The sequence below is a fragment of the Calditrichota bacterium genome (assembly GCA_014359355.1).
Lineage (GTDB): Bacteria > Zhuqueibacterota > Zhuqueibacteria > JANLFK01 > Oleimicrobiaceae > Oleimicrobium.
In genome coordinates this window covers 17,934-37,657 of record JACIZP010000388.1, presented here as the reverse complement: position 1 = coordinate 37,657, position 19,724 = coordinate 17,934, and the positions used below count along the sequence as shown (strand labels likewise).

The following is a 19,724-nucleotide window of genomic DNA, read 5'->3' as shown; positions in this document are numbered from 1 at the left end:
CCACAGTGCCGCGCGTGCCGGAGAGGTTCGAGCTGGAGCAAAACTTCCCGAACCCCTTCAACCCGGAGACCAAGATCGGTTTCAGGGTGCCTACCGAGGGACGCGTGCAGGTGAAGGTCTACAACCTGATGGGCCGCCTGGTGCGGACCTTGGTGGACGGTGCCATGACCAGCGGCCGCCACGAGGTGCTCTGGGACGGCACCGATGACTATGGCGTGGTCATGCCCACCGGCACGTACCTATGTGTCATGGAAGCCGAGGGCATTCGCATGACCAAGAAGATGGTCTTTGCCAGATAGGAGAAGAGCAGGAGTTGCCCAAAGAGGGAGGTTTGGTGGGTCGCGTCCCGCGCAAGTGGGATGCGCCCACCACCTCCAGCTCCGAAGGGCGCGACGGAGGCAAGAGGGAAACGAAGGTTACGGATGGCTTCGGGCGTTCGGTGAGGTGAGGTTGGGAGCTCGTGCCGAGTCTGGTTGCGGTGTGGTGTGGAAGGGAAGAGAATCCGAATGTGGTGCAAGAAGTGCTGGCACGTATGGATGATGGAAGTCTCGGCAGGGGCGAAGCCATCAACGGTCGAGGGCGGGAGGTCACCCCATGTGACCTCCCCCTCAGACCGGGTCAACTATCTCCTCAAAGGCCGGGAGTGCTGAGGTAACGCGCCTCCGCAGGCCAAGAGAGGGGAATAGGAAAGGGGCGCAGTTGTCGTTTCTTGCTGGTTAATAATTTCTTCTTCGCCTTGCCAAGCGAGGCGCGGAAGACCACTGCGACGCCGGTGGGATGAGGAATGAGAGGCTTGAGGAAGGAGGGGCCAGATTCGCGAGGAAAGAGAGTGGAGAGGCGAACGGGGCCCCAGTAAGGTAGAGAGGGAAGGACCATGATAAGCAAAAGAGTTACCAGAGCAAGGGGAAATGGGCAGGCTCGCTCGAACGACCCCCGCCCCAAGCTCAGCAAGAGCGCGATCTTCTTGACGTGGGCCTGGTTGGTCTTGGCGGCCATGGGTACTGCCAGGACAGCCTGCAGCCAGACGGCGGGCACCTTGTTAGAAGCCTACTTCGGCGTAACGCTGTGCTTGGGAGCCGTTCCATCGCAGGCGGGGCACACATATCCACCCACAGGGCTACCTTTCGATCTGTCCAGCTTTGTGCCGAAACTGTGCCCTCCGGGTTTGGATATGCTCATCCCGACCAACGACCCTTCAGGCAGCGACTGGTACGGTTACTGGAGCTCCAGCTCGGTTTCTGCCCACGAGGACTACTGGGGACAGTGGCCGTCGGGGTCCGAGCCTTACGACGTGGAGGCCTACTACGCCAGCGTCGATCAGGACAATTTCTATATCGCTGTGGTGACCTCCTGTCCAGGTCCTCAGGTGGGCGGTGTCCACGAGAGGCGGAGTGGCATCAATGTGTGGGTGAGACCGGGGGACCTTACGCTGGACATGGGGCTCAATCCGTTGCGCACCACCGGCGGCGATAACTGGCGCTACGACTTTGGCGTGGACATCGTCCACGAGGTGAAGCCAAGTCCGTGGGAGGGCTCATACTCGACCATCATGCACGACAACAATGTGGGTAGCGAGCTGTACCGTACCAACAACAGCGACTGGTACACCAGCTGTGATAAGTACGCTACCACCGCACACAAGGAGTACACGAATTTTGATCCCTTGGCAGCCGATTTCTCCGGCACCCTGCTGGGGACGTCCGCCGACGGTGTGCAGACAGCCTTTTACCAGTACGACCTGAACCACGACGGGCTATTGGATGAACAAGACCTGGAGTGTGGCCATGCGACCTACGTGGTTGAGGCGATTATCCCGCGGGCGCTGCTCGGTGCAGACAACCCGCAACCTGGCGACACGGTGAAGGTCCGCTGGGTGGAAGGATGCCGCAACGACGGCAACAGCAATCGGGGGGTTGCCTTCTTGGTGGTGGTTCTTGATGGCTCCTTGGGCGACAGGGTGTGGATGGACCGCAATCGCAATGGCATCCAGGAGGAAGGCGAAGAGGGCATCGAGGGAGTGGTGGTCTATCTGCTCTCGGAAAGCGGGCAACCTTTGGATTCCACCTCCACCAACGAGAACGGACTGTATGCGTTCTATAACCTCTTGCCGGGCAGCTACCGGCTGCAATTCGTCCTACCGCGCGGCTATGGGTTTTCGCGGCCAAACCAGGGGAGTGACGACGAACTGGACTCGGATGTAGACCCCTACACCGGCCTGACCGAAGTAGTGACGCTCGCCGAGGGCGAAAACAACTTCTCTTTGGACGCAGGCGCCTGCCGTTGCGCAGACTTTGGGGATGCGCCCGACCCAACTTACCCCACTTTGCTGAGCAGCAACGGGGCCTACCACACTTTGGGCAATGTCTGGATGGGGGCCACGGTCGATGCCGAATGGGATGGGCAGCCTGTAGACGGCGATTCCGCCGGGGTGAAGGACGAGGATGGAGTAGAGTTCCTCGGCTCCTCCCCGGTCACTGGCGGGCCTTATCAGCTTCCGTATCGGCCCGGGTGGTATGGGGCCGTCCGCATTACCGTCAGCGGCACGGCTGACGCTGCATACCTTCATGGGTGGTACGACTGGAATGGGGACGGTGACTGGAATGACGAAGGGGAAAGGCTGTTTACCGGGCACCCTGTCTCTGGTGCAGGGGTGTATACCATGGAGTTTGCCGTGCCAAGCAGCGCGAAGGCGGGCGGAAGCTGGTCACGCTTCCGTATTGACGACGACAACACCAGCAGCCAGCCCACCGGGGGCGCGCTGAACGGCGAGGTGGAGGACTATGACCCCACCGCTGCGCCGGTGGAGGAACTGCAGCTGTTAGACTTTGGTGATGCACCGGACACTACCTATCCCAGCCATTGGATCAACAATGGCGCGGCGCATGTGATCGGCGACATCTGGCTGGGCTCCGGGGTAAGCGACGAGCTGGACACCAAGCAGATCGACCTCGACGAGTATGACGATGGCATCAACTTCCTTGGCTACTCGGCGGACCCCAGCGGCCCCTTCATCAACGGCGGCAGCTTTTCGCCTGGCGATTATGCGGCCATCGAGTGGATCGCCAGCGGCGATATCTCTGAAGATAACCCTGCCTACCTGCACATGTGGATCGACTGGGATCGCAGCGGATCCTGGGAGCACCCTGATGAGCTGGTGGTGGACACGACCATTATCAGCACCGGGGCGGGCACAGCCGTGTTTCGCGCGCCAGAATGGCTCGCGGGCCAGCCATTGGGTACAACCTGGCTCCGCGCTCGGCTGGACCGCGCCCCGGTAGGAACGCAGACTCCGACCGGCTTGGCGGACAATGGCGAAGTGGAAGACTATGGCGACCTGCTTGTCGACATCGAACTGAGCAGTTTCCAGGCCTCAGGAGAAATTGGCAAGGTGGTCCTGAGCTGGCAGACGGAGAGCGAGACGGAGAACCTGGGCTTCCACATCTATCGCGCCCAGGAAGAGCGCGGCAACTACCAACGGATTACCAGGGAGTTGATTCCCGGTGCCGGGACCAGCAACGAGAAGCGCTCCTATAGGTTCGAGGACACGGACGTGCAAGAAGGCATGACCTACTACTATCGCCTGGCTGACGTGGACTTTCGTGGGGCCATGCGCTTCCACGGGCCTGTCTCCGCGACGGTGCGTTCGGCGCCCCGCAGCTATGAGTTGGAGCAGAACTATCCGAACCCGTTCAACCCGGCTACCACCATCGGCTTCACTCTGCCAGAACAGGGGCATGCGACAGTCAAGGTCTACAACATGCTCGGTCAACTGGTGAAGACCTTGGTAGACGGCCAGTTGCAGCCGGGGCGCCATACCGTCACGTGGGATGGGACGGACGACCAGGGCAATGCAGTGCCCACAGGCTTGTACGTCTATACCCTTACGGTGAACGGCTACCGGGCAACGCGCAAGATGGCCTTCACCAAGTGACACGGCACGGACGAGGTCGAGGATGAGACTGGTAAGAGAAATGCCAATCCCTTTGACTGCCTTAGTTCTCCTTTTGGTCTCGACCCTCAGCGGATATGGCGGGACCGGAGAAGAGCAGCTCCAGCGCCGTGGCCGCCTGGCCCACGTGGAGGGACGACTCTGCGACCTCATCGAGCTGGTCGGCCGTGGTCCCCAGAGGGTGGTCGAGGATTGGGCCTATCGGCATGACATTCCCGTGCGCGATGGCCGGTTCATCGTGATCGTGGAGTCTGAGCTGAATGCGAGGAGCCTGGAGGGGGCCTTGGCCCCGTATGGCGCTGAGCTGTTGGGTGCCCGACAGCAAGTGGCGAAAATCGCCATTCCGCAGGCGCAGCTATCGCGCTTCGCCAGCGAGGCGAAGTGGGCAAGAACTATCAGGCTCCCATTGCGCCCGCTGGAGACGGTGACCAGCGAAGGGGTGGCGCTCACCAATGCCGACGGCTATCATGCCAATGGTTGGAATGGCTCCGGCGTGAAGGTGGCAGTGATCGATGCCGGCTTTGGCAATCTCGACCAGGCGATTGCCAATGGGGAGCTGCCCAGTGGGGTGCACCTGGATGACTTCACCGGTACCGGCATTGGGGGAACGACGCATGGCACCATGGTGGCCGAGGTGGTGTACGACATGGCGCCAGGAAGCGAGCTCTATCTGATGAAGATTGCCGATGACCTCGACCTTGCTGCGGCAGTGGACAGTTGCATTGCCAGAGGCGTGCGGGTGATCAACCACTCCATGTGCTGGCCCAATGCTGGCCCTCTCGACGGCACCGGACCGATTTGCGCCATTGTGGACACGGCCTTTGCTCATGGCATCGTGTGGGTGAACGCTGCAGGCAACCATGCGCGCCGGCACTATCGTGCGCAGTTCACCGACAGCGATGGCAATGGATGGCACGACTTTGCGGTGGGCGCCAGCATTGACGAGTTCAACAACATCGGCTCCGTCAATGTCGGGGCCTCAGTAGGCGTCTATCTCTCCTGGAACGATTGGTGGTACTCTGACCAAGACTATGACCTGTTCCTGTACTACTACGATGCGGGCAGCGGCTCGTGGGTGGCGTATGACTCTTCGACGACCAGGCAGAGCGGGAGCCAGTGGCCTGTGGAGAGTATATCGGTGCTCATGGATCGCTCCGCCCAACTGGCGGTGCGCATTCGCAAGACGGCTGCGGACGGCTCGCAGGAACTGACACTGTTCACGAATTACTACGACCTGGAGTACCGCCATGAATCGAGTAGCGTCCTCATCCCAGGGGATGCCGCGCGCGCCCTCACCGTCGGGGCGGTGCTTGCCAGCCAGTGGCACACTGGGCCGCAAATCTACTATAGCTCGCAGGGACCGACTTACGACGGCAGAGTGAAGCCTGACCTCATGGGCCCCACAAGCGTGTCGGTGTTCACAGGAGGCGGGTTGTTCGGCGGCACCTCGGCGGCGGCGCCCCACGTGGCGGGCTCGGCGGCCTTGTTGCTCGACCGCTTCCCAGAGTGGATTCCCTCTCAGGTCTTTGCCCGGCTGGAAGAATCGGTTTCCCATGACTACGGCGACCCCGGCAAAGACAACGTGTTCGGCTCCGGCACTGTGCACAACGACGACTTGGTACCGGTTGAGCTCGCCAGCTTTCAGGTTACCCAGGTGGGGTCATGTGCACGGCTGACCTGGGAGACCCATAGCGAGACAGAAAACCTCGGCTTCGAGGTCTACCGGGCAGAGGATGCGCTGGGGAGGCGCGTCAAGCTGACCGCGGAGCTCATTCCAGGAGCGGGCACCACCAACGAGACAAACCTCTACGTCTTCGACGACGACGGTGTGGAGGCTGGACATGCCTACTGGTACTGGCTGGCCGATCTGGACTGTCGAGGCAGACGCACGCTGCACGGGCCAGCGACAATTACCATCAAAGCCTTGCCGCGAGAGTATGCCCTGGCACAGAACAGCCCGAACCCGTTCAATCCTGTCACGCACATTTCGTTTACTCTGCCTGTGGACGGGCATGTGGAGCTGCGGGTGTACAATATGCTTGGCCAGCTTCTCAGGACCCTTGTGGATGGGCAGGTGCACGCGGGTGTGCACAGCGTAACGTGGGATGGCAAAGATGAGGTGGGCACGGCGCTCCCAGGGGGGGTCTATCTGTGCGTCTTGCGCGCCAATGGCTTTCGTGCCACGCGCAAGATGGTGCTGACCCGCTGAGTGCGCCGGCGGGGATCAAGGGGAGCAGCCCAGAGGGGAAGGGGGAAAGGTTACATGGGCTGCAGCGGAGCAAAGAGGAGAAAGGAGGTGAACGCAGGCGGCCGGAATGACGTGCGGTGAGGTGTGAGGAGCGCGGAGGCTCATTTCAGGCTAGCGCCCAGACAATTGGTGTTCCAGATCGCCAGACCTCGGACAGAGCGGTCCGCGGCGCCTTGGGCGAAAAGATCGCAATCAAGTCCGCTCATGCATCCCCCAGATGGAGGAGCGTACATGGACAACTTGATGATGGCGATCGCGCTCTTGGGTGCTGGGGTCTTGGGAATGGGTTGGTTCAGTTGGAGCGCTAGATCACCTCGAGCAGCGAGGTTCCGCCCTCACACAGAGTCAAGAACCTCGCAAGAGCGTTACCGGAGATTTGACGTACGAATCCCAGGAACAGTCTCACCAAAGCTGATCGCTTTCTGCCGAAGCGCATCAGCCATGTTCCTGAAGGAAGACCGAAGCAACATCTACGTCACTTACGTGGTGCGCAAAGATGACGACTCCGAAGGCGAACGAAACTTCGTCACGCGCGACAGGCCATAGGCAAGCCTCGGCGGCGCACAGGTTCACTGCCCCACGCAGGTGGACGGAGATGACTAGGAAAGGAGGTCAAGAGGTGGGCGCGCGCGTAGAGCTCGGGATGGCAGCAGGTTCGCTATGCCAAGCGGCGTGGCCCACGGACGAGCCTACGAGTTCGGATTGAAGCCGTTTGGCTGCCTGCGGGACCTGGTTCCTGCGGGCAGCCACGGCAGCCGCAGGCCAGAAATCGGAGCGAAAACAATCTCGTTTCTGACATAGATGATGGGGCATCTCAGTTTGAAGGGAGGCGCAAATGGGCAAGCGGGGGACGCGGAGTGTGTCGGTGGCAACAAGATGGCTGACAGGTGAGGCACAAGATGCCCCAAGGGTGCCCGACGGGAGGTGTGGGGGGTGGAATGCCGTGCATCGTGGCGAGCACGGGCAGCTCATTACCGCCTGATGTATGGCAACCACGAAGTGTAGGAAAGGAGGAGTCACAATGAGGCGAACAGCAAAGAAAGGCACTGTGGTGGTCTGCACAGTGCTGCTGGTGGGGGCGGCAGCGGGCCTTGGCCTGCTGGTGCGCAGCGACAACGCGGGCGCCAAGGAGCTCGACGGCGACGACTATATGCAGGTGACGCTGCCGCCGATCACGGGCCACGTGGACATGGTGGCCGGGGGCGTGGGTCTGATCACCGGCGCCGGCACCTTCCAGTTGGTCGTGCCGGAGGGAGCAACTATCGAGGCCGCGTATCTCTACTGGGGCGGGCAGGACAGCGACTCTCCGCCGAACCATTGGGGTGACCCCGACGTTGAGCTGCAAATCGACGGTGGGGCGAGTGCCACGATCACTGGCCAGTTGATCGGCATGACGACAGCGATTGCCGGGCGCTTCCGGTTCAGCTACAGGGCGGACGTCACGGCCATGATTACCCCCGGCACGCACACCGTCAGCTTGTCAGGTTTTGACCCCGGACTGCTGGGCTCGTCTGGGAGGGCGTTCGGCGGCGGCATCCTGGTGGTCTACAGCAAGCCGGACCTGCCGCTTGCCACGATCTCCATCGCCGATGGAGTGGACTATTTCCTGTTCTCCAAGTTTCATCCCACGAGCCAAATCCTGCGGTTCGGCTTTAGCACCGCACCCGTGTCGCGCACTACGGACCTGCTCCTCATGGTCGGGGGAGTGGAGGAGGACGAGGCTACGGGTCTGTGGTATCAGGTAGGCGGCGACGCCATCCCGGCAGGGAGCATCGTGGACGCGCCAGAAGCCGTCGATTACGACCACTCCTCGAGCGCGGTAGACGGGGAGGACACCGATCCGTTCCATTCGGCCAATGGACAGGAGTGGGACAATTTCACGATGAGTGTCCAGCTCCCGGCGGGCAGTGCCTGGTTGGCGCTCCAGATCGAGTCCCAGTCGGACAGCCCCTATGGCAAACGTTCAGCCAGTGGCATTTGGGTCGTGTGCGCCATCCGCCTGCCCCTGGTTGGCATGGGCTCGATCGGCGACTTTGTCTGGAACGACGCGAACGGCGACGGCGTGCAGGATGAGGGCGAACAGGGGATTGATGGGGTCACCGTCATTCTGCGCAAAGGCACCGGAGGCGAGACGGAGCAGGTCACATGGACGGTCACTGGCGATAACCCCGCCACCGAAGAGGTGGAGCACGGTTGGTACCGTTTCACCGGGCTGATGGCAGGTCACTACCTGGTGGACGTGGATGACGCAACGCTCCCCGTGAACTTTGCCGGGCTACCGCCCATCCTGACCACCGCCGGCGACCCATTGGTGGTGGATCTGGCCGAGGGCGAGGACTATGCCGATGCCGACTTCGGCTACATGGAGAACCCGGTGCCCGTGGAACTCACGTCGTTCTCGGCAGTGTGGCACAACGACGAAGTGCATCTCCGCTGGAGCACGGCGTCGGAGACCGAGAACATGGGTTTTGACGTCTACCGCGCCGAAGGGGAGGACGCTCCCTTTGTCAAAATCAACAAGACGCTCATCCCCGGCGCAGGGAATGCGAGTGTGCTGCACACGTACACCTACGTGGACCGCGACGTCGAGTTCGGCAAGGGCTACTACTACAAGCTGGCCGACGTTGACTACCGCGGACGCATTCGCCTCCATGGGCCTATCTCAGTGGCCTCGGGTCCGGTGCCGATGATCTACGAACTCCAGCAGAACTACCCGAACCCCTTCAACCCGGAGACGACCATTCGTTTCCAGGTCAAGAGTGAGGGCAGGGTGTGGATCGGCATCTACAACGCGGCGGGGCAGCTGGTGCGGCACCTCGCGGATGAGATTATGAGCGCCGGTAGCCACTCCTTGGTGTGGAACGGCAAGAACGACGCAGGTGAGCCGCTCTCCAGCGGCACCTATTTCTGCGTCATGCGCGTCAACGGCGTGGAGCTGAGCAAGAAGGTTGTCCTCACCCGATAGCTGGGTGAGTCTGCTCCGGCAGGAGAGGTGCGTAGGCCGGGCAAGTGAGGCTGAGGCTGCAGTGGCCGCGCCACTGTAGCCTCGCCCGGCAGGCGCGGAGGACGGATGGAGTGATGACAGTGCTACCAGATCGAGAGACTCGATTGCATACAGGGCGACGCAGCAGGGAGAGGGAAATTTTTTTGAGCGGGCAGTTAAGAATTTCTTCTTTGTGAGAGCAAGCTATGGCGATTCGAGCGAAGAGGTCGTGGACGATGTTGCTGGTGGCCGGACAATGCGTGGCGTTGCTCAGCGTGCCGGTGGAGCACAGGCCCACAGGTGTGGGGTCAACGCAAGAAGGCTGTTCGCTGCGCATCGCTTGGCAGGCCAACACCGAACCCGACGTGGCCGGCTACCGGCTCCACTACGGCCCCAGCTCGCACCACTACCTTTGCACCATCGACGTGGGGAACTCGACCAGCGCGCTGGTGGGTGATCTGGCCCGTGGCATGCGCTACTACTTTGCCGTCACCGCTTACGACAGCACCGGGAACGAGAGCCTCTTCTCCAACGAGGTCTCAGGTGTTGCCGGTGTCGATGTGAGCACGGTGGCAGAACTTCAGCCGGAGGAATATGTGGTGGCGGCCTTGCATGAAGGAGACCAGTACTACGTGGACAGGAGTTACCAGATCGTCGAGATACCAGACGCATTCGAAGGTCTGTTGTGGATCAAGACGAAGAACGACCACAAGTTCGACCCGCAGCTCCAGGTGCGGTTTTCCTTGCTGCGACGGGTGCGGTTGTTCGTAGCGCACGACAGTCGTGTCTCGACGCCGGCTTGGCTGAGTGGCAATTTTACCAGGACGACTTTTGCCATCCGGGTCAGCGACGCGGGCAACACCGATTTCCGCCTCTGGGAGAGCACGCGGCAGTATCAGCCAGGTGAGACCGTGATTCTGGGTGAGAACGGTTCAGCGAGCGCCGGAAGCATGTACGTGGTGTTGCTCCGGGTGGAGAGCGAAGCCAGCGATCTGCAGCCCCACATCTCGCGCTCGGGGACGGACTTGGTTCTGTCGTGGGATGCCCTGCCCGACGCCCAGTACTATCGCGTGTATCGCGGGGAGCACCCCTACTTTGACCCGGAGTCCCCCTGCGCGGTGGTGAGCGGCACCGAATTCGTCGACGAAGGGGCGGCTGCAGTGGCTGGCCGCTACTACGTCATCGAGGCGGTACGTGGCGCAGGACAGGAGCCTCTCCGGCGCAGGGTGGGCACGTTGGGCGTGCGCCTCGAAGTGGGGCGGAATCTGGTTTCGGTGCCGCTCCAAGCCCAAGATGACCAGTTGAAGAGTCTCTTGGGCCAGGTCCTCACCGGAGGAGCCAACGCGCTGGTCGCCGATCGTGTCATGAAGTGGCACGGCAGCAGCTATGAGATCGCGTGGCTGGTGAGCGGCACGGGCACGCCATACGATGGTGAGTGGCTGAACGAAGCAGGCAGCGCAGTGAGCACGATGACACTGACGCGCGGCGAAGGGTTCTGGGCGGAGGTACGCAAGGGCCACCAGCCAGCAACGCTCCAGTTCTTCGGCGAGGTGCCGACAGACAGCGCCCACGCCGTAGAAATCGAACCCGGGCTCAACCTCATCGGTAGTTGCTATCCGGTGAGCATGCCGCTCACGGCAACGGGCCTTTGGGAGCAAGGAGTAGCCAAAGGGGCGACTAACAGCCGCGAGGCCGATCGGATCATGGCCTGGATGGGTGACCACTACGAGGTCGCCTGGCTGGTGGACGGCACGGGCACCCCCTACGATGGTAAGTGGTTGAATGCCACCGGCAGCGACACCTCGCACTTGCGGCTGGAGCCGGGAAAGGGGTACTGGCTGCACATCCGCAGTGGACAGCAGCCGCGGACCTGGAAGTGTCCAAATCCGTTTCCAGGCCGATAGCTAGGGGATTTGGGAAGTGTGGTTGCAGTGTGAAGCAGAGAGGAGGAAGTGCAATGTGTGGAAGAGGAGTCTTCTGCGCAGTGGTTGGGATGCTGTGCCTGATGCTCGCAGGTGCCCAAGCAAGAGCTGGCACTGTGGACGTCAGCTGCGTCAGCGGGGTGCAGGACGAGCTCGGCAACTGGCTGCAGGGTTCAGCCTTTGACGGCTACGGCGACCTGATTCAGATTATCTACGCCGGCGCTGATGAGCTGAATAACATGCCAGATGAGAACGGCAACCCGACCGGAGATGATGTGCTCATCGGGACGACCTTCGTTGGGGCAGGATTCCCTTTCAATCCCCACGAAGGCAAATTCACCACGCAGCTCACCCACGATCTGCTGGTGAATGGGGCGGTCATCTACTGCCGCGCCTGGAACGATTCCAGCGTGGCAACGGCCAGTCACTACGGGGATTCGCAACTCGCCGTGTTGGTGCTGGAGGGCGACTTCGGCAGCGTCGACTTCCCCACCTGGTCGACCCAGGACGCAGTGGTGGCCGTGGAGCTAATCGCCTTCGAGGCGACCCGGGTCAATGGCGGCGTGAAGTTGGTCTGGGTGACGCAATCGGAGACGGATAACCGCGGCTTCGAAGTGCGGCGTGCCACTGCCGAACAGGGTCCGTTTGTCAGAATCACCAGCCAGCTGATCCCGGGCGCGGGCAACAGCACGGAGCGCCGCGAGTACAGCTACCACGACGGCAAGGCAGCTCCGGACACTGCCTACTACTACATGCTGGCGGACATCGACTATGCCGGTCGAGTGCGCCTGCACGGCCCCATTCTGGCGCCGGTGGTGGCAGTTCCCGAGAAGGTCTCTCTGGCACAAAACTATCCCAACCCGTTCAACCCCGCGACGTGGATCAGGTTTGAGGTCAAAGAGGCCGGAAGCGTGTCCCTCAAGATCTTCAATATCAAGGGGCAGTTGGTCCGCACCCTGGTGCAGGGGCACTTGGAGGTAGGCCGCCATGAAGTGCGGTGGGATGCCACCGATGACCTCGGCAATCGCGTGCCCAGCGGCATCTACGTCTACACTTTGGAAGCCGAGGGCGTGAAGCTCACCCAGACCATGCAGCTCTTGAAGTGAGCCGTGGCGCCGGACCAGATGCGGCCTGGACGTCGCGCAACTTGATTGTGGAGGTGGATCATGAAGCAGTTCTCATTGAGGCGCGGTGCATGGTGCGTCGGGGCACTGGCCAGCTTGGTCGCCCTGTCGGGCTGCGCCGTGAGGCCACGGGCAGGCGCCGAGTCGCCTGCGGCGTCACGAGCGGCAGGCGGCGACGTGTATGTGGCGCAGCAGCAAGCCCCCGCTGTGGCCGAAGAAGAGAGGCAATACCGCCTCGGCTACGGCGACGTCCTCGACATTAGGTTTTTCAACAACGAGGAGTTCAACGTCGAGGTCACCGTCCGGCCTGACGGATGCATCACCCTGCAGCGCATCGGCGACATTAAGGTTACCGACATGACCCCGATGGAGCTGGCGCGTCTGATTAGCGAAAAATACGCGGAAATTCTGCTCCAGCCTGAGGTCACGGTGACCGTCAAGCAGTTCGGGGGTAACACGGTCTACGTGTTGGGCGAAGTGCGGAATCCGGGCAGCTACGTGGTGCAGCGCAACATGACTTTGCTCCGTGCCATCGCCACCGCGGGCGGGCCCACCAGCGAGGCAAATCTGAGCAGCGTGATGCTGATCAGGGTGCTGGACGAAAAGCGCGTGTCCGCCATTCGCTCGGATCTGACGCAGGCCCTCGCCCGCAAGGATACCAGTCCGGACGTCGAGGTCAGGGCTTATGATATCGTCTACGTGCCCAAGACCTTCATCGGCAACATTCGCACCTTCATGACCCAGGTCTATGACACGGTGATTCCGCCGCTGGACCTCTACGCGCGCTCGGTATTCTGGTCGCGGGCGTGGAAGTGAGCTACCTGGCGAAGAGAGACTTGACAAGGGAGTAAACCATGGAAAGCTATGCATGCGATCGCTCAGCGTCCATGCGCCGGGTGCTGAGGGTCCTGTTCAAGCGGAAGAGGATGATTACCCTCATCTTCCTGTCCACCGTGGCCACCGTGGCCGTGGGCACGCTCACCATGCGGCCGCTCTATCGAGCGGGTGCCACCATCCTGGTGGATTGGGAGAAGGACGCCGAGAAGACGCTCATCATTGAGCTCAACTGGTGGCTGCGGCGGACCAATTATGACCAGATTGCCGCCGAGATGCAGATCCTCAAGAGCCGGCCCATCGCCGAGCGGGTGGTGAGAGCACTCGGCATGGCCAAGGCCGGTGGCAGCGGAGCCGACAGCGCCCGCTTTGAGCAGATGGTGGCCATGGTGCAGAAGGGGCTCAAGGTGGAGCAGACCAAAGAGACCAACCTGCTGCAGGTCACCTACAGCGACCATGACCCCAAGCGGGCCGCTGCCATTGCCAACTGCATCGTCGAGCAGTATTCGCGCCACCGCGCGGAGCTGGCTAAGGACGTGCGCACCTACGCATTCTTCGATGAGCAGATCAAGATGGCTGCAGCCAAGCTCGATGAGCTGGAACGGCGCGAGGCCGAATTCAAGCGGCAGGAAGGGGTAGTGGTGCCAGAAGGGGAGGCGGAAATCCTCTACAAGAAACTGGCCGACTACGACCAGGCGCTCACCGAAGTGCGCACCAGGCGCATTGGCAAGGAGGCGAAGCTGCGGGTGTACCGCGAGGGGCTGAGCGGCAACGGCCCGGTGGTCATCCCCAGCACTGAGACGAGCGACAGCCCCAGTCGCGAAGAGTACCTGTCGCGTCTGAAAACGGAACTGCTGGCCCAGGAGTTGGAAAGGAATCGTCTCCGCCAGCGCTACACGGCCAGCCACCCGCAGGTGATCGCCGCCGAGAAGCAGGTCGCCCTGGTGCAGGAAAAGCTCCGGCAGGAACTGCGTGAGATCATCGCTGAGGAAGAGGCCAATCTGCGGGCGCTCCGGGCGGAGGAGGCCTCACTCGAGGCAAGAATCGCCGAAGTGCAAGGCCAGCTCAAACGATTTGCCAGCAATGCCTACGAGCTGACCCGCATTTCGCGGGGCATCAAAGAGACCCAGGAGCTCTATTCGGTGCTGCTCAAGCAGCGGGAAGAAGCCCGTCTGGCCCTCTCCCGCCAGGACCAATTGGTGCAGGTGAAGGTGGTGAGCGCGGCAGTGCCACCGCAGGCACCAGTGCGGCCTAACCGTCCGCTCTACCTGCTGGTAGGGGTGCTGCTCGGCGGGCTGGTGGCCTTGGGCTCCGCTTTCTTCGTGGAGTCGTTGGACAACTCCATCGAAAGCGCAGAGGACGTGCGCCGGGCCTTGGGCTTTCCAGTGCTGGCCTCCATCGCCGAAACTGGTCTTCCGGTCCCTCTGGGTGCCGGACAAAGGAGATGAATAGGCAAGAGTGCCAGGCCTCGGTCCTCCTCTCGGGCGGGCGACCATGAGGCGTGGCACGCAGGGCATGTCGCGTGAGTCTTCATGAAGGATGTGGAGCCATGGACGAGAAACGAGAAGTGCGGGTTGAGGTTGGGATGGGAGACGCTGGCCTTGACGGGCGTCCGCTGCCACGTCCAAAGCGGCCCATTGTCCGCGCCAAAAACCTGCTGAAAGTGAGACGTTGGGAAGCCGGACTCAAGCAGTATGAGCTGGCCTACATGCTGGGGTGCAGCGCCCCCTATCTGTCGATGGTGGAAAACAACCGCGTGGAGCCCACGGAGGAGTTTAAGCGCCGGGCAGCCAGTATCTTCGAAGTGCCCGTCTCGGAGCTCTTCCCTGGGGATGATGAGGAATGAGGCGGTCGCCACAGGCACGGCAGCTGCCGGAGGCCGCTTGCAACACAGGACAGAGCAATGTACACTGAGCACTTTGGGCTAAAAGAAATCCCCTTCGACGTGAACCCGGACCCGCGGTATCTCTTCCCCAGTCCGGATCACCAAGAAGGGCTAACGCGCATGATGTACGGCGTCAAGATGCGCAAGGGCCTTATTGTGCTGATAGGCGAGGCTGGGACTGGCAAGACGACGCTCCTGCACACCCTCATCCGGCATTTGGGCGAGGAGGCCGTGAGCGCGTGGGTCTTCAACACCACGCTGGAGGCCGAAGACCTGCTTCGCTATGTGTGCCGCGACTTTGGCGTGCAAGTGAGGTCTGAGAACCGAGCGGAGATGCTCCTGGACCTGTACCAGTTCCTCATCCGCAACTTTGAGCGCAAGCGCAACGCGCTGCTCATCGTGGACGAGGCGCAGAACTTGAGCCCAAAGTCGCTGGAGGAGATTCGCCTCCTGACGAACTTGGAGACCTCCAACACGAAGCTGGTGCAAATCCTTTTGGTGGGCCAGCCGCCGCTGGAGGACACGCTCCGTCTTCCCGAGCTGCGGCAGTTCCGTCAGAGGGTAGCAGTACGATTCCGATTGCGTCCCTTGGGGCGCGAGCAGGTGGCAGAGTACGTCATGCATCGCCTGAAGGTCGCCGGGGCCAAGGCACCACAGCGACTCTTCGCGCCCGATGCCCTGGCCGAGATCTACCGGTTGTCCGGAGGCGTGCCACGCATCATCAATTGCATCTGCGACAACGCCTTGCTGCACGCCTTTGTCATGGACCGGACGTACGTTGACGCCAGTATGATCCGTCGCCTTGCGCGGGAGGGGCTGTTGGCCGCTCCTGAATCACAGGCGGCGACGCTGCAAAGCATGGAGATGCGGCGCAATGGCACAGGATGCCGCTTCCAAGCGGTGGACATCGGCGCTCTTGGCGGGGTCAACTCGTTGGGCTTGGTTGACCGCATCGCATAGCAAATGAGAGAGGGAGTTGCCATGAGTGTGATCAGAGATATCCTGGAGGAGGCACAAGCCTCGGAGAGGGTGGAAGCAGCGGAGTACCGGCAGGCAGTGCAGAGCGTCCCTGCAGCGAAGGTGGAGCTGGATGTGCCGCCTGGCTTAGCAGCCGAGGTCCGCGCTCTGCGCGAGAATATCGAGCTGCTCAGTGGGCTCAACCGGGTGCAAACCATCGGCATCAGCGGCTGTACCCCGGGTGCCGGGGCCTCCACGGTGGCGTCGCTCCTTGCCCTTTCCATGGCGGGTGGGTATATCACCAACGGAAATGGAAACGGCAACGGCACCAACGCTCATCCAGGTTCTGTCGGCAAGACCGATGTGCTCAGCAAGGGCATTCTCCTCGTCGACAGCAACGTGGCCATGCCCGGGGTCGCGCGCCTGTTGGGCATCTCGCCGGTTCCTGGATTGGTCGAGGTTCTCAGTGGGAGCATCGTCTGGCCGAAGGCGGTGCGTCTGGTCAATGAGGGGAGGCTCAAGGTGATCACCGCCGGCAGGACACACCCCAGTGCGGCGGAGCTGGTGACCTCTGCCCGCATGCATCGCCTCATCGATGAGTTTCGTGACCGCTTCAATCGGGTGATAGTGGACCTGCCCTCGGCGGCAACGAACGTCGAAGCGGTGCGCATTGGCCAGTGGCTGGACGGCGTGGTGCTGGTGGTGTGGGCCGGCAAGACGCGCACCGATGTGGCGCGGGAGGTCATCGACCGGCTGGTGGCGGCAAAGGTCCGCGTGTTGGGCATCGTCCTCAACCGCCGACGCGAAGTGCTGCCCCAGGGGCTGTAATAGACAGGGCAGCGAGGAGACTGGAGAGGCGATGGCCTATTCGACGACATATCAGCTGCCGGTACGTCCGGGGCGCAGCAGCGTCATCTGGGCGTTGCTCGCCGGAACTGCTGCTGGGACGGCTGCCCTGCTGGCGCTTGGACTCGAAGCCAAGTGGGCCGTGTTTGCCATCTTAGGGCTCGGACTCCCGTTCGTGGGCGCCCTCAGTGGTGACCTTCGGCGGTTCCTGTTGGCCTTGATGCTCTTCACCATACCATTGAACGCGGACGTGCACCTCTTCTACAGCCCAGAAGCGGCAGGCACGCGTGGCTTGGTGATTGCCTTCCCGGACCTCTGTCTGCTGGTCCTTGTGGCGGTATGGCTCATCGAAGTGGCCAGCGGCCTGTGGCAGGAGCGGATCCACTGGGTGCCGAAGGTCACGGTGCCTTACCTGGCACTCCTCAGCCTGGCGGCGCTCTCTGCTCTGTGGGCGCCCAAGCCACTGCTCACCCTGTTCGACGTGTGGCAGATGAGCAAGGTGCTGGTGCTGTTCCTTTACCTGGTCAACACAGTACGCGACCGCGACGAAGTGGAATTCGTGGTGAAGCTCCTGCTGGTCGGTGCAGCCCTCCAGGGGGTGGTGGTGCTCCTGCAGAACACCATGGGTTTGAGCTTGGGATTCTTCGGCCAGGAGACCCGAGCCGAGCTGTTCCGCCCAGAGGCGGAAACCTCGCTGGTGAAGAGGCCGGGCGGCACGGTGGGGCACGCGAACACCTTGGGTCGCTACTTCGTGTTGCTTCTCCCGACCGGCATCTTCCTTGTGCTGCGCGGTGAGAGGAAACGAGTCTTCTACATGGTCACCACAGGCTTGGGCTTGTTGGGCATGATCCTGACGCTCTCGCGCAGTGCGTGGATAGGATTGGCATTTGCCCTGGTCGTCGCCTTGGTCGCTCAACGGCGTCGCAGAGCAGTGCCGCGGCGCAGGGGGATTCTCGGCTTAGTCGCAGTGGTGGTGATACTGGGCGTTGCTTTCGGCCCGATGGTCTATCGTCGGATGGTCTCCCCGGACTTTGGCGCCACCATGTCGCGACTGACCACTGCCAAGGTGTCCTTGCGGGTGATTCGAGACCATCCGCTCCTCGGCGTGGGCATGAACAACTACAAGGAGGTTCTGGACACCTACTTCGATCCGAGCGACCCGTTCACGAGAGTGGCGCCTGTGCACAACCTCTACTTGCTGTATGCAGGAGAGCTGGGTTTGCCGGGGCTGGTCCTCTTTCTGTGGTTGATGGTGGGCGTGCTGCGGCTCATGCGGCCTGGTCTGCGGGCTCGAGGTGCTTTCTGCGCAGCCACGGCCGTTGGCCTCTTCGCGGGGTTCGCTGCCATGTTGGTCATGGCCACGAGCGACTATGCTTACAAGCAGTCGCTTGCCTTGATGAACACGATGTGGGTCGTAGCCGCTTTGGGGCTGGCAGTGGCGAGATTGGCTGCAGCAGAGGCTGTGGTCGAGCCGGTCGCCGAAGAGGTGGCTGAGCCAATGGCCATGAATATCACGCGCCAGCTTCTGGCTTTGACACAAGAGTGAGAACATGAACACGGTACGCCGGATTGCTCAGAATACTGCGGCTCGGTCGGTGGCCGAACTGCTCAACCGCCTGGGCTCAGCGCTCTTTTGGGTGCTGGTAACTCGGGCCCACGGAGCGAGGGGATTGGGGATTATGGCCACGGCGATCTCTCTCTGCTCGGTCTTTTCTATGCTGGCCACCCTCGGATTGGGAAGCTGGGTGATCAGGGAGGTCTCGAGAGATGAAAAAAGGAGCGGCGAGCTCCTGGTGGTTGGACTGCTGTTGGGAGCAGTAGGCACACTGGTCGCCATGGTGGGCATGGCTGGGTTCACTCGGGTCATGGGCTACGAGGCACAGGTGACACAGGCCTGCTACTTGATGACGCTCTCCCTGCTCCCGATGAGTGTCTTTTACTGGCTGCGGGCCGTGCTCTGTGGGCTGCAGGAGATGCATTATCCGGCCTTTGGGCGAGCTGTGGAGAACGTCACGAAGGTGGTCGGGGGCGTCGTGCTCATCGGACATGGGGCCGGAATCTTGACGCTTGTCCTGTTGGTCGTCGTAAGCCGGGTCACCGGTGCTGTGGCACTCGCGATTATGACTTTCAGGCGCGTACACCTCGGCACCCTGCGGCCAGATTGGGGTCTGGTGAAGGTGATGGTCCGAGCGACACCGGTGTTCTTTGGCACCACACTGTTCAATAGCCTGTTCTGGTCTGTGCCTGTGATGCTGTTGCCCAAAATCAGTGGCGTGGAGCAGGCCGGGCTGTTCAGCGCCGCCTACAAGGTTGTCGACGTGCTCCTGCTCGTCTCTTCGGCCTTTGCCCTAGCTACGTTTCCAGTGATGGCCCGCATGTCGCGCCTTTCGGAGCAGATGTTTCGTGATGTCTGCCTCAAGTCCTTGAAACTGGTTATGTTCTTCAGTCTCGCGCTGGCGGCAGGTGGTACGGTGCTGGCCGACAAGATCATCCTGCTTCTCTATGGCAGGGGGATGTTGTTAGCAGCACCGAACTTGCAAGTGCTCATCTGGAGCCTATTGAGCTTTGGCATGACGCAGATAGTAGCCTATGCGCTCATTGCCCGCAATCAACAGAAGCTCGACATGGTGGCCAATGCGGTGGCCTTTGTTGCCGTGTTGGTGCTCAATCTGTGGCTGATCCCCCGGGCCGGGGCACTGGGTGCGGCATTGGCAACGCTGCTGGCGACGGTGGCGTTTGCGGTAACCGAGCTCTTTTTTGTCGACCGCAGACTGTTTTGGCTGCCGCTCGGACGTTCGGCACTCAAGCCTTTTGTCGCGGCGCTGGCCATGGTGGTGGTGGTGGCGTTGTGCCATAACGCCTTTCTTGCTGTACAGATCATCGTCGGCGGTGCCGTCTATGTGTTGTCGTTAGTCCTGACCGGGGCAATTACGCGCGGGGACCGCAAGCTGCTGCAGCAGTTGCGCACCATTTGAG

13 protein-coding genes are annotated in these 19,724 nt (G+C 61.7%); all 13 read left to right on the top strand.

What is annotated here, in order from left to right; translation table 11 throughout:
* Positions 1 to 299 (top strand): T9SS type A sorting domain-containing protein (locus H5U38_16185; GenBank protein MBC7188564.1); only part of this gene is annotated, 299 nt, incomplete at its 5' end.
* Positions 300 to 874: 575 nt separating this feature from the next.
* Entirely contained in the window at positions 875 to 3,931 is a 3,057-nt protein-coding gene (locus H5U38_16180; GenBank protein MBC7188563.1) for a T9SS type A sorting domain-containing protein, read from the top strand.
* Between the two features lie 22 nt (positions 3,932 to 3,953).
* A complete protein-coding gene (locus H5U38_16175; protein MBC7188562.1) occupies positions 3,954 to 6,158 on the top strand; it encodes a S8 family serine peptidase in 2,205 nt (734 codons plus the stop codon).
* Positions 6,159 to 7,218: 1,060 nt separating this feature from the next.
* Entirely contained in the window at positions 7,219 to 9,162 is a 1,944-nt protein-coding gene (locus H5U38_16170) for a T9SS type A sorting domain-containing protein (protein MBC7188561.1), read from the top strand.
* 224 nt (positions 9,163 to 9,386) lie between these two features.
* Positions 9,387 to 11,084: a hypothetical protein gene (locus H5U38_16165; protein MBC7188560.1), complete on the top strand. Its 1,698-nt coding sequence runs from the start codon at positions 9,387 to 9,389 to the stop codon at positions 11,082 to 11,084.
* 53 nt (positions 11,085 to 11,137) lie between these two features.
* Positions 11,138 to 12,208, top strand: a complete 1,071-nt coding sequence (locus tag H5U38_16160) for a T9SS type A sorting domain-containing protein (protein ID MBC7188559.1) — start codon at positions 11,138 to 11,140, stop codon at positions 12,206 to 12,208.
* 60 nt (positions 12,209 to 12,268) lie between these two features.
* Positions 12,269 to 13,042 carry a polysaccharide biosynthesis/export family protein gene (locus H5U38_16155; protein ID MBC7188558.1) on the top strand — a complete coding sequence of 258 codons (774 nt, stop codon included), beginning with the start codon at positions 12,269 to 12,271 and terminating at the stop codon, positions 13,040 to 13,042.
* 38 nt (positions 13,043 to 13,080) lie between these two features.
* Positions 13,081 to 14,508, top strand: a complete 1,428-nt coding sequence (locus H5U38_16150; protein MBC7188557.1) for a hypothetical protein — start codon at positions 13,081 to 13,083, stop codon at positions 14,506 to 14,508.
* A 101-nt stretch (positions 14,509 to 14,609) separates the two neighbouring features.
* Complete coding sequence (locus H5U38_16145; protein MBC7188556.1) at positions 14,610 to 14,906, top strand: helix-turn-helix transcriptional regulator; 297 nt, start codon at positions 14,610 to 14,612, stop codon at positions 14,904 to 14,906.
* Between the two features lie 57 nt (positions 14,907 to 14,963).
* Entirely contained in the window at positions 14,964 to 15,905 is a 942-nt protein-coding gene (locus H5U38_16140) for an AAA family ATPase (GenBank protein ID MBC7188555.1), read from the top strand.
* A gap of 21 nt (positions 15,906 to 15,926) precedes the next feature.
* A complete protein-coding gene (locus H5U38_16135) occupies positions 15,927 to 16,730 on the top strand; it encodes a CpsD/CapB family tyrosine-protein kinase (protein ID MBC7188554.1) in 804 nt (267 codons plus the stop codon).
* A gap of 31 nt (positions 16,731 to 16,761) precedes the next feature.
* On the top strand, positions 16,762 to 18,294 hold the full coding sequence (locus H5U38_16130; protein MBC7188553.1) for an O-antigen ligase family protein: 1,533 nt from the start codon (positions 16,762 to 16,764) through the stop codon (positions 18,292 to 18,294).
* Between the two features lie 4 nt (positions 18,295 to 18,298).
* On the top strand, positions 18,299 to 19,723 hold the full coding sequence (locus H5U38_16125; protein ID MBC7188552.1) for a flippase: 1,425 nt from the start codon (positions 18,299 to 18,301) through the stop codon (positions 19,721 to 19,723).
* Position 19,724: the final 1 nt, after the last annotated feature.